Source organism: Plantactinospora soyae (genome assembly GCF_014874095.1).
Taxonomy (GTDB): domain Bacteria; phylum Actinomycetota; class Actinomycetes; order Mycobacteriales; family Micromonosporaceae; genus Plantactinospora; species Plantactinospora soyae.
In genome coordinates, this window is the sequence record NZ_JADBEB010000001.1 from 9,317,176 (window position 1) to 9,330,493 (window position 13,318).

Sequence of the window (13,318 nt, forward strand, 5' to 3'; positions counted from 1 at the left end):
CGGCGCCCTTGTCCGCTGGGTCGCCGGTCACCCGGTGTCCGACGCACCGGCGGGGGCCGACAGACCGGCGGGCCGGCGGGGCGCTGGGCCGGCAGGGCCGGAACGTGGCAAAGGGCGCGAAGCGGCCGAACGGGGTATCATCCCGAAGAAGCCCGGGTTGAACCACCAGCGGAGATCACGCTCCGCAGATGACGTAACACGGCAGAAACATCAGAGACATGCTCGGGCAATCGCGTGGCCATAGCGTCGCCTACCAGCCTAGCCATCAGTGGACGTGCCAGGAGGACGTGTGTTCGCCAACCCCGAGGAACTCCTGCGATACCTCAAGAACGAGGACGTAAAGTTCGTCGACGTACGCTTTTGTGACCTGCCCGGCGTGATGCAGCACTTCAACCTGCCGGTCGAGTCCTTCGACGAATCGGTCTTCACCGACGGTCTCGCCTTCGACGGATCCTCGATCCGCGGCTTCCAGGCGATCCACGAGTCGGACATGCTGTTGCTGCCCGATGTCGCCACCGCGTTCATCGATCCGTTCCGGACCCAGAAGACGCTCGCACTCAACTTCTTCATCCACGACCCGTTCACCCGGGAGCCGTACTCGCGTGACCCGCGGAACGTGGCGAAGAAGGCCGAGGCGTACCTTGCCGCCAGCGGCATCGCCGACACCGCCTACTTCGGTGCGGAGGCGGAGTTCTACATCTTCGACTCCATCCGGCACGAGACCTCGGCGAACCAGGCCTTCTACTACATCGACTCGATCGAGGGCGCCTGGAACACCGGCCGCGAGGAAGAGGGCGGCAACCGGGGCTACAAGACCGCCTACAAGGGTGGGTACTTCCCGGTCCCGCCGGTCGACCACTACGCCGACCTGCGTGACGGCATCGTCCGGCGCCTGATCGACTCGGGTTTCACCGTCGAGCGCTCGCACCACGAGGTGGGTACGGCCGGCCAGGCGGAGATCAACTACAGGTTCTCCACCCTGCTGCACGCCGGTGACCAGCTCCAGCTCTTCAAGTACATCGTCAAGAACGAGGCGTGGGCCGCCGGCAAGACGGCGACCTTCATGCCCAAGCCGCTCTTCGGCGACAACGGCTCCGGTATGCACACCCACCAGAGCCTCTGGCTGAACGGCGAGCCGCTGTTCTACGACGAGACCGGGTACGCCGGGCTCTCCGACACCGCACGCTGGTACATCGGCGGCCTGCTGCACCACGCCCCGTCGCTGCTCGCCTTCACCAACCCGACCATCAACTCGTACCGCCGGCTGGTGCCCGGCTTCGAGGCGCCGGTCAACCTGGTCTACTCGCAGCGGAACCGGTCCGCCTGCACCCGTATCCCGGTGACCGGCAGCAACGCCAAGGCGAAGCGGGTCGAGTTCCGGGTGCCGGACCCGTCGGCGAACGTCTACCTCGCCTTCTCGGCGATGATGATGGCCGGCCTCGACGGCATCAAGAGCAAGATCGAGCCGCCGGAGCCGATCGACAAGGACCTCTACGACCTTCCGCCGGAGGAGTGGGGCTCGGTCAAGCAGGTGCCGGGCTCGCTGCCCGCCGTGCTCGACTCGCTCGAGGCCGACCACGACTTCCTGCTGGAGGGTGGCGTCTTCACCCCCGACCTCATCTCCACCTGGGTCGACTGGAAGCGGACCAACGAGGTCGACCCGGTCCGTCTGCGGCCGACCCCGCACGAGTTCGCGATGTACTACGACTGCTAGAGCTACAAGCTGTTGACCCGGGGGTCGCACCCCGGGTACGACATCGGCGTCAGCGGCGCGCTGTCGACCAACCGCCACGGGCGGGGTCGGCAGCGCGCCGTGCTGCGTCCGGTGCACCGAAAGGCCGACGGGCAACGGGCAACGGGCAACGATCGGCGATCGCGGGGTTGCCGATGCTCCGCCCGGGGTAGTGGGTCCCCGGATCCACGACCGTCCACCCCGGATCCACGATCGTCCACCCCCTGAGCCCGGAGGCCAGCCATGACCGTCTCGCTATTCCTCTACATCCTCGGCACCATCGGCCTCGCGCTCGAAGCGGTCGGCGTCCGGGTCCCGCGCGTCTCGCTCGGCTGGCTCGGCCTGACCCTGATCGCCTTCACCGCACTGGTCCTGCCCGAGATCGACTGACACCTCCTGCCAAGGTCGATCGACGTCCGAGATCGACTGACGGCCGGGATCGAGTGACGCCTGAGGCTGATTGACGCCTGGAGATCGACTGACGCCCGGAGATCGACTAATCCACGAGACACTCCGACCGATAGCTTCTCCACCGGTATAGCTTCGTCACCGATATACTGCCGACATGACCGCACCCACGCCACTTCGGGAACCCACGTTCCTGATCCTGACCGCGCTCGCCCGCGAGCCGATGCACGGCTACGGCATCGTCAACGAGGTAGCCGCCCTCTCCGACGGACGACTGGCCCTGCGCCCGGGAACGCTCTACGGCGCCCTCGACCGGCTCACCGACGAGGGCCTGGTCGAGCCGGACCGGGAAGAGATCGTCGGTGGCCGGCTGCGCCGGTACTACCGGCTGACCGAGGGCGGCACCGCCGCGCTGACCATCGAGACCGAGCGGCTGCGCCGCAACGTCGAGGCGGCCAGCGAACGGCTCCGGGAGCGTGCCGCCCGGGCCCGGCGGACGACCACCGTGCGTCCGTCGCCAGCCGTTCGCCTCGCCGGGGGTGTCGCATGACCGGCCCGACCGACCCCGACAGCACCGAGGCCGTGGACCGGTCCGACACAGACACCCCCGGCAGTACGACATTGGAGCGCCGCTACCGGCGACTGCTGTACGCGTACCCGCGCCGCTACCGCGCCGTCCGGGGCGACGAGCTCGTCGGGACGTACCTCGACCTGGCTGGAGCGGAGCGGAGCTGGCCCTCGCCGCACGACGCCGCCGACGTGCTGCGCGGCGGGATCCGCGAGCGACTGCGCGAGCGGGGCGCGACCGGCCTGCTCGCGGGCCTGCCGATCGCCGCGATGTTCGCCCTGGGCTCGCTGACCGCGCTCGCGGTGTTCCTGCTGTACCAGGTCGAGTTGACGCCGTACCCGGACGGGGTGGTGACCGAGCCGGTGGGCCCGGTGAAGACCTTCGGGGCCTTCGTCTGGGCCGGCTGGCTGCTGGCCGGCCTCGCCACGGCGGTGTTGCCGGGACGCTGGGCCCGGCGGGCCGTCCTCGTCGCCCTGCTGCTGACCGTCGGCACCCTGCCTGCGTCCGCGCTGACCGGGCTGTCCCGGCCACCGCTCTTCGTGCTCCTGCCGGTGCTCGCGTTGGGCCTGACCACGCTGGCCCTGCCCGACCGACCGGGCTGGATCGGCCGGATCATGCCAGCGCTCGTCGCGCTGATCGGCACCGGCGTGGCCCTGCTCTTCGAGCGGGCCGAGACCGGCGGGGACTGGTTCACCTCGTACTACTCGACGAAGGAAATCCTGCTCATGGCGGCCGGGATCGTTCTCGGGCTCGCCCTGCTCGTCGGGCTCGGCCGGGCGACCGTCGCGGACAACCGGAGCCTCTGGGCGTTCCTGGTGCTGCTCACCCCGGTCGGCCTGCTCGGAGTCCGGCAGATCGCCGAGGCGTACTGGTGGAACGTGAACATGCCCCGGCTCGTCGCGACCTCGGCCGCGCTCGTCCTGATCGGCGGGGGCATCCTGCTCGCGGCGATCGTCGCGCAGGGCGTACGGCACCGGGCGACCCGACAGCGAACGGCAGCCGGCCCGTGCCCGACCTGCGGACACGTACCCGAGGTCGCGGCGCGGACCAGCACCGCCACCCCCGGCACCGCCATCTGAACGGCCCTTGGGCACACAGAAACCCCGACCGGGAGGTGGGGTTTTCTGTGCTCCTGGTCCCGGTACGTCTCAAGGGCGCGTTGAACCGGCCCGGCGTCCTCGCGATCGCCAACCGGGTCGCCGAGGACCGAGGTGACGCGGGGCGGGCGCCAGCCCACCCCGCGTCTTGTCGTAGGGACGTGTGCCCCCGTTAGCTGGTCTGGCCCGCTGCGTTCACGATCCGGCCGGCCAGCCGGGTCAAGATGACCTGGATATCGCCCTTCTTCACATGGACCGGTTCGCCCTGGACGGAGCCGGCGGGGGTGGTCTCGTCGGTGTTGAGGTCGATGTCCTTGGCGGCCACGGATCGGTAGCCGATGAACTCATGGCTGCCCGGGTCGAGGAGCAGATCCTCCTGCCGCCACCCGTCCTGAAGGCGGCCGACCGCCGTCGCCGTACGGCCGTCGATGCTGACCGGGCTCGGTGCCTGGTCGACACCGGGGATCAGGGCGGCCGCTCGCAGCAGCGCCGCCGTCACCGCGGGCGGGAGCAGGTTGTCCCGCAGGATCGTGGAGATCGCGTTGAACAGGCCGGTGTTCCGTTGCTCCTCGGTGTCCACGTTGAAGGGGCCCGTCCTGGCCCGCAACCAGTCGAGCAGCGCGTGCGGATCGGTAGGCAGCCCGGCCAGCGTCGGATAGTCCGTCGGGGGGAAACGGGTCAGTCCCGGGGACTCGTCGAAGATCTCGAGCGCCCCGTCAACGATCACGGCGGCTTGCTTGCCGTCGGCCCGGCTCCACCGCTGCGTAATTACCTCCGGCTTCAGCCCCTTGCTCTCGACGTACGTGTCCGAGTTGACAACCCTGATCTCGACATAGGTCCACTGGTCGGGTCGCGGTGGCGTGAACGGCTGTGCCTCGGCGTACGCGGCAGCCAGCTCGAAGGTCACGGCCGCAGACCCGGACGCTCCGGACGGCTCGTCCGGCTCCTTGCCGAGGCCACCGACGGTGACGAGGCCGACCACCAGGGCGGCTGCGGCCACCGTGGCGATGCCGGATCGCAACGCCCAGCCGCGCGGGCGCCAACCGCGAGCCTTGACCCGCTTCCGTACGGGCACCTCCGCGACGTCGGTCCGCGCGATCCTGGCCATCAGCGCCGCCCGCGCCCGGTCCTGCGCGTCCGGCGACGGCGGCTCGACCCCGTGCCAGCACTCACGCAGGGTCGTGATGTTGTCGGTCACTCGAAATCCCTTCCAATTGCCGTAGGGTCAGCGCCACCCAGCGCCACCTGCAACCCCTTGCGTGCCCGATGGAGCCGTGAACGGACGGTGCCGGCCGGAATCTCCAGCGCGCGGGCAATTTCCTCACCTGTCAGGTCCGCCCAGGCGACCAGGAGCAGCACCTCCCGATCGGAGGGTGCGATCTCGTGCAGCGCCGCCGCGAGCCGACCGCGAACGGCCTCCGCGTCCAGCCGGATGGCGAGTTGGTCGGCGTCGACGTCGAGGTTGGCGTCGGCCGTCGCGAGATGTTCCGCGCGGGCGAACGCCCGGTACCGCCGGGCCTCTGCCCGCTCGTGGCCGGCGATGAGATTGGACGCGATGCCGTACAGCCAGGGCCGGGCGCTGTTCTGGGCCGTGTCGTACCGCCGCCACTTGTCGAACGCGACCAGGAAGGTCTCCGCGGCCACGTCGTCGGCCAGGTCCCGCCCCAGCCGCCGGCTCGCGTATCCGTGGATCGCGGGGTAGTAACGATCGAAGATCGCCTCGAACGCCGCCGGATCCCCGTGCATCCGGCCGATGATCTCGGCATCGGTGACCTCCGCGGCGGTGCTCGCGTCTTGTGTCACCACACCCATAAATTCTCCATTCGCGTCACATGCCCCCGTACCCGACGCGGGGGCTTGTCTCTACTCCGCCGATGGCGACAGGAGTGTTCGCGGATGTGGAGGGGCGAGGCGGCGGCGTTCCCGCAAGTAGGCGGGCTCATCTGGCTGACGGCCGGTGGGTCCGCCACACCTGACTATGCATACGCCGTTCGCGAGGACGGTCCGATCGCGAGGACGGTCCGAGCCTGCCTACGACAGCGCGAGGTGGGCGAGGAGTTCGCGTACCACCTCGACCAGCAGGTCGATGTCCGCCTCGGTCGTCTGCCAGTTCACGATCGCGGGACGGAGGGCGACCCGGCCGTCGTAGACGGTGGTTCCGGCGAAGACCCGCCCGTCCGCGAGCAGCGCCGCACCGAGCCGGCGGTTGAGATCGTCCAGTTCACCGGCGGGCAGGTGCGGCGGACGGGCCCGGAAACAGACGATGCAGAGCGGTACCTCGGCGAGCCGTTCCAGGTCCGGTGCCTCGTCGACCAGCCGGGCGAGCCGCTGGGCGAGGTCGAGCTGCCGCTCCACCATCGCCCGGTGGCCGTCGCGCCCGTACGCCGCCAGGGTCGCCCAGATCGGCATCGACCGGGCCCGCCGGGACGACTCCGGACCGTGCGCGGCGTAGTCCACCGGCCCGGCCGGCACCGCCGGCTGGACCGAACGGGCCGAACTGGGACGCGACCCGGTCGAGCCGCCGACCTCCGCCGACCACAGTGGACTGCCCGGACCCGGCAGGTACGCCGCACCGGGCATCCCGAACGCCGCCGGCAACCGGGACGGCTCCCGGACGAAGGCGAACCCACTTTCGTACGGCACGTTGAGCCACTTGTGCGCGTCACAGGCGATCGAGTCGGCCCGCTCGACCCCGCGTACCAGGTCGGCGGTGCGCGGGGACAGCGCGGCGAAGAGCCCGAACGCCCCGTCGACGTGCAGCCAGGCGCCGTACCGCTCGGCGATGTCGGCGAGCGTGTCGATCGGGTCGAAGTGGCCGGCGTTGACCTCACCCGCGTTGGCGATCAGTACGGCCGGTCCGGCCAGCTCGGCGAGGCGCCGCTCGATGGCCGGCAGGTCGACGCGGCCGACCCGGTCCCGCGCGTACACCTCGACCGTGTCCCGACCGTGCCCGAGCATCTGCAACGCCTTACGGGAGCTGGCGTGCAGGTAGCCGCCGGAGAGCACCGGCATCCGGGGCAACCCGGTCAGCCCGTCGGCGGCCACGTCCACGTCGTGCTGCTCGGCCCACCAGTGCGTGGCGACACCCAGCGAGGTGAAGTTCGCGAACGTGGCGCTGGTGACCAGGACCCCGCCGTACGACTCCGGCAGCCCGAACAGCTCGCGGAGCCAGCGCAGCGCGATCGTCTCCACCTCGGTGGCCAGTGGTGAGGCCGTCCAGGACACGGCGTTCTGGTCCAGCAGTGCCGTGGTCCAGTCGGCAGCGAGGGCGGCCGGGGTGGCACCGCCGACGACGAAGTGGAAGAACCGTGGCCCGGCCGAGTGCGTGGCGACGGTGGTACCGATCCGGAGCAGCCGCTCCAGCGCCGCGACCGATCCGACGCCCTTCTCCGGCAGCCGGCCGCCGTCGGCCAGGTCGGAGAGTTCGGCCAGCAGCGGCTCGGTGGCCGGATCGTGCACCGGCCGGTCGGCGAGCGAGGCCAGGTACGGCACGGCGGCGCCGTACACCTGGCGCAGCACCGCCTCCGCCGAGTCCCGATCGTGCAGCGGATCGCCCATACCGACCTCCCGTACTGGCCCACGCCCTCGTCCGCCCACCCTGACACCTCGGCGCCTGCCTCGGCAGGGGCCAATTCACCGGTGGTGGTCGGCGTGCTGTCCACGACGGCCTCGGCCAGCGGCGCGGCCTCGCACCAGCGTGGCGGCCGAGTTCGTCACTCAGTCGGCGCAGCGTGGAGCGGCCGCGGTCAGGCTGCCGGTGATCCGGTAGCGGCCGGGCTGCGGGACCCGGAGCACGGTCCAGTCGCCGTACGGAGCCAGGCAGGCCGGCAGGACCGTCGCGGTGGGGTCGGTCGGGCGGACGGGTACCCCGTCTGGGCCGAACGGGCCCGTCACTCGCAGCCAGCGCGACCAGCGGAGCCGGACCAGGATCTCGCCGCCGGCCGGTACGTCGATCGTCAGCTCCGCCGAGGTGGCCCGGACGAGTTCGGCCCCGCCCCGCTCAGCACCCGGCCCCGGTCCCCCGCTCTCGTCCGGCAGATCACCGCCGCCCGGCGTCGCACCCGACCGGATACTCTCCACAATGGACGGAGCGCCGGTCACCGCGTACAGGGTCCAGTCGCGGTGCTGCCAGATCGGCGTCAGGTACGGCAGCCCGGCCCGGATCAGCTCCGCCTCCCGGCGACCGACCCAGGACGGCTTCGCATCCGCCAGCGCCACGTAGCCGACGCCGTTGTCCCGCAGCCACCGGCCGTACGAGTCCGCGTCCACGCTGCCGTCCAGGAAGAGCCGGTTGTACGCCTGGTCGACCTGGCGCAGCCAGCCCCGGGCCAGCGGTGCGGCCTCCGGCAGGTACGCCGCCTCCCAGTAGTTCGCGGTCGGCACCACCTCGATCCGGCCGGGTGGACGACGGGCGAGTTCGGCCATCAGCGGCTGGAAGTAGCTCCGTGACGCGGTCGGGTCGCCGGCCGCCCGAAGGTCGGCCACCAGCACCGGTGGCTCCACCACCGTCACCAGCACCAGCGCGCCGGCCAGGGCGGCGCCGGCCACCCGGGGCGACCAGCGCCGGGCCAGCCCGACCGGCAGCGCCCCGTAGCCCACCAGCACCGGCAGCGCGAACATCGCGGCGAGCCGGGTCGCGTTGAGCCCGACCGGCGTACGGACCGCGAACGCCGCCAGCACCCCCAGCGTGGCCAGGATCGCACCGATCCGTACCGCCCGTCGCGACACCAGCACCGCGACCAGCGCACTCGCGACGGCGGCGGTGACGGTGTCCGAGAGGCTGATGTTCATCCAGCCCCCCGAACCGAATACCAGTCCCAGCCCGGCCACCGGAACTCCGGCGCCGAGCGCCAGCGCCGCACCGTCGAGCACAGTGCGCCGCGCGTGCCTCAGGTGTGAAAAGGGGGCCCTTCTTCTACAGAAAGCGATAACAAGGGGCCCTTCCTTGCACGCCAGCGCGACCCCGGCGAGGCCGACGAAAAGCCCGGCGACCGGGCTGGCGGCGCCGGCCAGTAGGGCGGCGGTGCCGGCGGCGAGCCGGCGGGGTACCGGGCGGGGGGTGGTCAGCGCCAGCAGGGCGAGAAGGCCGAAGGCGACGCCGACCGCGTAGGTGATCCGGCCGGAGACGAGGTTGCCGGCTATGCAGGCGGCGCCGACCAGTGCACCGGCCAGGGGGCGGCGGGCGGCGGTACGGACCAGGAGCAGCGCCAGCGCCGCCGCCGAGACGAGCAGGGCGAGGACGCCCGCCAGGCGGGGGCCGAGCGAGTCCCCGCCGAGCCAGTCCATCAGCGGCGGGGTGACGAGGCTGTAGCCGTACGGCGACACGCCCCCGTACCAGCCGAGGTCCAGGGGCGCGAAGCCGTGCCGGGCGAAGAAGTTGGCCCGGGCGACCTGCGCGGACAGATCGGTGCCGAGAGGGGGTGCCAGCAGGAACACCCCGCCCAGCAGCACCGCCAGCCCGACCGCGCCGAGCACGGTGCGGATCGGACCGGCCGGCGACACCGTCCGGCGCTGATCAGGCATTGAGTACGCGTTCCGCAGCGGCCCGGCTGCGCCGCGCGGTTCGCAGGTAGTCGTCGAGGAACTCGCCCGGATCGTCGGCACCGAGCAGTCGGACCACGCCGGCGAGTTCGACCCCGTGCCGGGGCAACTGGTCGCCGGCCCGGCCGCGTACCAGCATCAACGCGTTGCGTACCTGCGCCGCCATGGTCCAGCCGGCGGCCATCGCGGCGGCGTCGGCGGCGTCGACGACGTCGGCCTCCCGGGCGGCGGCCAGCGCGTCGAGGGTACGGGTGCAGCGCAGTTCCGGCAGCGTGCCGGCGTGCCGGAGCTGCATCAACTGCACCGCCCACTCCACGTCGGCCAGCCCGCCCCGGCCCAGTTTGGTATTGGTCGCCGGATCGGCGTTCCGGGGCAGCCGCTCGGTCTCCACCCGGGCCTTGATCCGCCGGATCTCCACCACCTGCTCCCGGGTCAGTCCCTGCTCCGGATAGCGGACCGGATCGGCGACGGCCTCGAACTCGGTGCCGAGATCGGCGTCGCCGCAGACGTACCGGGCACGCAGCAGGGCCTGCGCCTCCCAGACCTTCGACCAGCGGGCGTAGTACTGCGCGTACGCGGCCAGGCTGCGGACCAGCGGCCCCTGCCGGCCCTCGGGGCGCAGGTCGGCGTCGACTCCGAGCGGCGGATCGGGCGCCGGCATCCCGAGCAGCCGGCGCAGCTCCTCGGCGATTCCCCGGGCCGCCGTACTCGCCGCGTCCTCGGCCACTCCCGGTGGGGGGTCGTAGACGAACAGCACGTCGGCGTCGGAGAGGTAGTTCATCTCGTACCCGCCGAGCCGGCCCACACCGATGACCGCGAACCGGAGTCCGGGCATCGTCGGCTGGGTCGCCCGGGCCACCCGCAGCGCCGCCCCGAGGGTGGCGTCGGTGACGGCGGAGAGCGCCGCGCCGACCGCGGTGACATCAAACATCGCCGCGTCTGCCGTACCCCGTTCCGGGCGGACCGGCGGCACCGGTCCGGTCCCGCCGCTCGGACGGGCCGGGGTCAGCGAACCGGCCTGGTGGAGCACGTCGGCACAGGCGACCCGGATCAGTTCCCGGCTGCGTAGCGCCCGGACCGCCCGGATCGCCTCGGTCGGGTTGGCCGGCTGCGGTCCCCGGCCGCCGAGGTGCCGGTCGGCCGCGGCGGCCAGCCCGTCGCGCAGTACGTCGGTGCCGCGTGGGGTCAGTTCGGCGTCCTCGGCGAGCAGCCGGAGCGCCTCCGGGTCCCGGGCCAGCAGGTCCGCGACGTAGCGGGAACCGGCCAGGATCCGGGCCAACCGGCGGGCCACCGGCCCCTCGTCACGCAGCAGCCGCAGGTACCACGGGGTGCCGCCGAGCTTGTCGGAGACCGTCCGGTAGTTGAGCAGTCCCCGGTCGGGCTCCGGCGCGTCGGCGAACTCCTGGAGCAGCACCGGAAGCAGGGTCCGCTGGATCGCCGCCGTCCGGGTCAGCCCGCCGGTGAGGGCCTCCAGGTGACGCAGCGCCCGAACCGGATCGCCGAATCCGAGGATCTCCAGTCGCTCCCGGGCCGCCTCCGGGGTCATCCGCAGGCCGTCGGCCGGTACCCGGGCGACCGACTCCAGCAGCGGCCGGTAGAGCAGTTTGGCGTGCAGTCGACGTACCTCGGTGGCATGCCCGACCCAGTCGGCCCGGAACGCCTCGACGGCGCTCTGGCCCGGCGATGCGGTGTAGCCGAGCGCGTGGGCCAGCCAACGCAGCGCGGGCGGATCCGCCGGCACGGTGTGGGTACGCCGCAGGCCCTGCAACTGGAGCCGGTGTTCGACGCCACGCAGGAACCTGTACCCGCGCAACAGAGCCTCACCGTCGGCCCGGCCGACGTAGCCGCCCGCGACCAGCGCCCGAAGTGCCGGAAGCGTGCCCCGGGACCGCAGCGACTCGTCGACCCGCCCGTGTACGAGCTGGAGGAGCTGTACGGCGAACTCGATGTCCCGCAGCCCACCCGGACCGCGCTTGATCTCGCGCTCCAGCTCCTTGGGTGGGATGTTGTCGATGATCTTCCGGCGCATGGACCGAACGTCCTCGACGGCCTCCGGACGCTCCGCCGCCCGCCAGACCAGCGGGGCGAGCTGGTCGATCCACTCCCCGGCCAACTCGGCGTCCCCGGCCGCCGGACGTGCCTTGAGCAGCGCCTGGAACTCCCAGGTCCGGGCCCACCGTCGGTAGTAGGCGAGATGACTGGCGAGGGTACGCACCAGCGGGCCACGGTTCCCCTCGGGCCGCAGCGCGGCATCCACCGGCCAGGCCACCAGCCCACAGATGTGGATCAACCGGGTCGCGATCTGGGTGGCGGCGGGCAGGTCCTCGTCCGTCGCGGCCACGAAGATGACGTCGACGTCGGAGACGTAGTTCAGCTCGTCGCCGCCGCACTTGCCCATCGCCACCACGGCGAGCCGGGGCACCGGGGTACCGTCCGCCAGCTCGCCGACCGCGATGTCGTACGCCGCGCCCAGGGTGGCATCGGCCAGCGCGGAGATCGCCGCCATGGTCTGCTCCAGGCCGCGCCCGCCGGTCAGGTCGGCCGCCGCGATCCGCAGCAGGGCCAGCCGGTACGCCTGCCGCAGCGCGGCCACCGCCGGCAGCCGCCGAGCGGTATCCGTCTCGGTGGCGCCTTCCGGAAACAGCATTCCCTCGGCGCTGGGCGGCAACCCGTCCGCCCCGGTGGAGAGTGCCTGCCACTGCTCCGGGTTCGCCACCAGGTGGTCGCCGAGCGCCGACGAGGCCCCGAGGACGGCGACCATCCTGCGTCGAAGCCCCGGGTCGGCGTGCATCCCGGTGATCAGTGCCGAACTGTCCGGGTCGGCGGCCGAGCGGCGTTCCGCCTCCACGATCCGGTGCAGTTGCCGCAGCGCCAGGTCGGGATCGGCGGCCCGGGACAGCGCGGTGAGCAGTTCGCCGGCCGGCTCGTCGACCGGTTCCAGAGCGACGACGTCCCACAGCCCGAGCCCGTCCGGCCCGAGTAGTTCCGTGGCCCGCCCGGCACCGGTCCCGACCCCGCCACCGTCGCCCACCCCGAAGCCGTACCGGGCGAGCCGGCCGGGCGCGCTGGTCGGTCTGGTCATCGCCGACGCCTCCTAGTGTCCGAGGAGCGGCAGCGTCCGCCGGGGCTCCGCGTCCGGTAGCCGGCCCTGGGCAAGCGCCGCGAACCGGGCGGCGAACGGCTGCCACACCTCCTCGACGTCCGGCAGCACCTCGGCGCAGGCGGCCACCACCAGCTCGGGGTCGTAGTCCAGCTCGGCCAGCACCGCCGAGTCGCGCGCCCAGTCGGCGATCATGTCCGTGTCGCACTCGATGTGAAACTGGAGTCCCCAGGCCCGGTCGCCGAGCCGGAACGCCTGGTGCGGATAGCGGGTCGAGGCGGCCAGCAGGGTCGCGCCGTGCGGCAGTTCGGTGATCTCGTCGACGTGCCACTGGAGCACGTCGGGGATCATCGGCACATACTTGAACAGCGGATCGCCGTCGGCCGCGTCCCGCTTACCGACCACGGTCGGCCCGACCTCCGGCCCGGCCTCGCTCCGCTGCACCGTACCGGCATGCGCGGTGGCCAGGAGCTGTGCGCCGAGACAGATCGCCAGGGTGGGCACCCGGTACCGGACCGCCTTGCGGAGCAGACCCTCCAGGGCCGGGAACCAGGGTGCACCGGGAGAGCCGTCGGGCGCCGGGTAGGGCTGCTGGTAGCCGCCGAGCACCACCAGCGCGTCGTACCCGGTCAGGTCCTCGGGAAGGCTCTCCCCGGCGTGCGGCCGGAGCACCCGCAGTTCGAGGCCGGCCTCGGTGAGCCACTCCCCCAGCCGGCGGGCGTCGTCCGTCGGGTCGTTCTCGATCACCAGCGCGATCGCGGTCGCGGTCGCACTCTCGGTTCCGGTCTCGCTGCCGGTCTCGGTTGTCACGGTGTCGAGGCTATCCGGTGGCCCCGCCGCACACCGATAGGCTCTGGGCCGACTGAACGAGG

10 protein-coding genes are annotated in these 13,318 nt (G+C 72.1%); 4 read left to right on the forward strand and 6 right to left on the reverse strand.

Going from position 1 to position 13,318, the window contains the following annotated elements; all coding sequences use genetic code 11:
* Nucleotides 1-289: 289 nt before the first annotated feature.
* The 4 genes from glnA to H4W31_RS40645 all read left to right on the forward strand — a co-directional run bounded on the left by glnA (nucleotide 290) and on the right by H4W31_RS40645 (nucleotide 3,787).
* Nucleotides 290-1,714 (forward strand): type I glutamate--ammonia ligase, encoded by a 1,425-nt coding sequence (gene glnA, locus H4W31_RS40630; protein ID WP_192771441.1) that lies wholly within the window; start codon nucleotides 290-292, stop codon nucleotides 1,712-1,714.
* A 261-nt stretch (nucleotides 1,715-1,975) separates the two neighbouring features.
* Nucleotides 1,976-2,122, forward strand: coding sequence for a hypothetical protein (locus tag H4W31_RS40635; RefSeq protein ID WP_192771442.1), 147 nt, complete (start codon nucleotides 1,976-1,978; stop codon nucleotides 2,120-2,122).
* 175 nt (nucleotides 2,123-2,297) lie between these two features.
* Nucleotides 2,298-2,690: a PadR family transcriptional regulator gene (locus H4W31_RS40640; protein ID WP_192771443.1), complete on the forward strand. Its 393-nt coding sequence runs from the start codon at nucleotides 2,298-2,300 to the stop codon at nucleotides 2,688-2,690.
* Nucleotides 2,687-3,787, forward strand: coding sequence for a GlsB/YeaQ/YmgE family stress response membrane protein (locus H4W31_RS40645; protein ID WP_225945930.1), 1,101 nt, complete (start codon nucleotides 2,687-2,689; stop codon nucleotides 3,785-3,787). Before H4W31_RS40640 ends, H4W31_RS40645 begins: the two co-directional genes overlap by 4 nt.
* 190 nt (nucleotides 3,788-3,977) lie before the next feature.
* Here H4W31_RS40645 and H4W31_RS40650 read toward each other — a convergent pair whose 3' ends face one another.
* From H4W31_RS40650 to H4W31_RS40675, 6 genes are all read right to left on the reverse strand, one after another.
* Nucleotides 3,978-5,003, reverse strand: coding sequence for a CU044_5270 family protein (locus H4W31_RS40650; protein WP_192771444.1), 1,026 nt, complete (start codon nucleotides 5,001-5,003; stop codon nucleotides 3,978-3,980).
* The gene (locus tag H4W31_RS40655) at nucleotides 5,000-5,611 is read right to left on the reverse strand and encodes an RNA polymerase sigma factor (RefSeq protein ID WP_318783676.1); all 612 of its coding nucleotides are present in this window, start codon (nucleotides 5,609-5,611) and stop codon (nucleotides 5,000-5,002) included. Before H4W31_RS40655 ends, H4W31_RS40650 begins: the two co-directional genes overlap by 4 nt.
* A 225-nt stretch (nucleotides 5,612-5,836) precedes the next feature.
* On the reverse strand, nucleotides 5,837-7,363 hold the full coding sequence (locus tag H4W31_RS40660; RefSeq protein ID WP_192771446.1) for a pyridoxal phosphate-dependent decarboxylase family protein: 1,527 nt from the start codon (nucleotides 7,361-7,363) through the stop codon (nucleotides 5,837-5,839).
* A 159-nt stretch (nucleotides 7,364-7,522) separates the two neighbouring features.
* On the reverse strand, nucleotides 7,523-9,328 hold the full coding sequence (locus H4W31_RS40665; RefSeq protein WP_192771447.1) for a hypothetical protein: 1,806 nt from the start codon (nucleotides 9,326-9,328) through the stop codon (nucleotides 7,523-7,525).
* Nucleotides 9,321-12,428, reverse strand: a complete 3,108-nt coding sequence (locus H4W31_RS40670; protein ID WP_192771448.1) for a bifunctional [glutamine synthetase] adenylyltransferase/[glutamine synthetase]-adenylyl-L-tyrosine phosphorylase — start codon at nucleotides 12,426-12,428, stop codon at nucleotides 9,321-9,323. Before H4W31_RS40670 ends, H4W31_RS40665 begins: the two co-directional genes overlap by 8 nt.
* A 12-nt stretch (nucleotides 12,429-12,440) precedes the next feature.
* Nucleotides 12,441-13,256 carry a type 1 glutamine amidotransferase gene (locus tag H4W31_RS40675; protein WP_318783677.1) on the reverse strand — a complete coding sequence of 272 codons (816 nt, stop codon included), beginning with the start codon at nucleotides 13,254-13,256 and terminating at the stop codon, nucleotides 12,441-12,443.
* Between the last annotated feature and the right edge of the window lie 62 nt (nucleotides 13,257-13,318).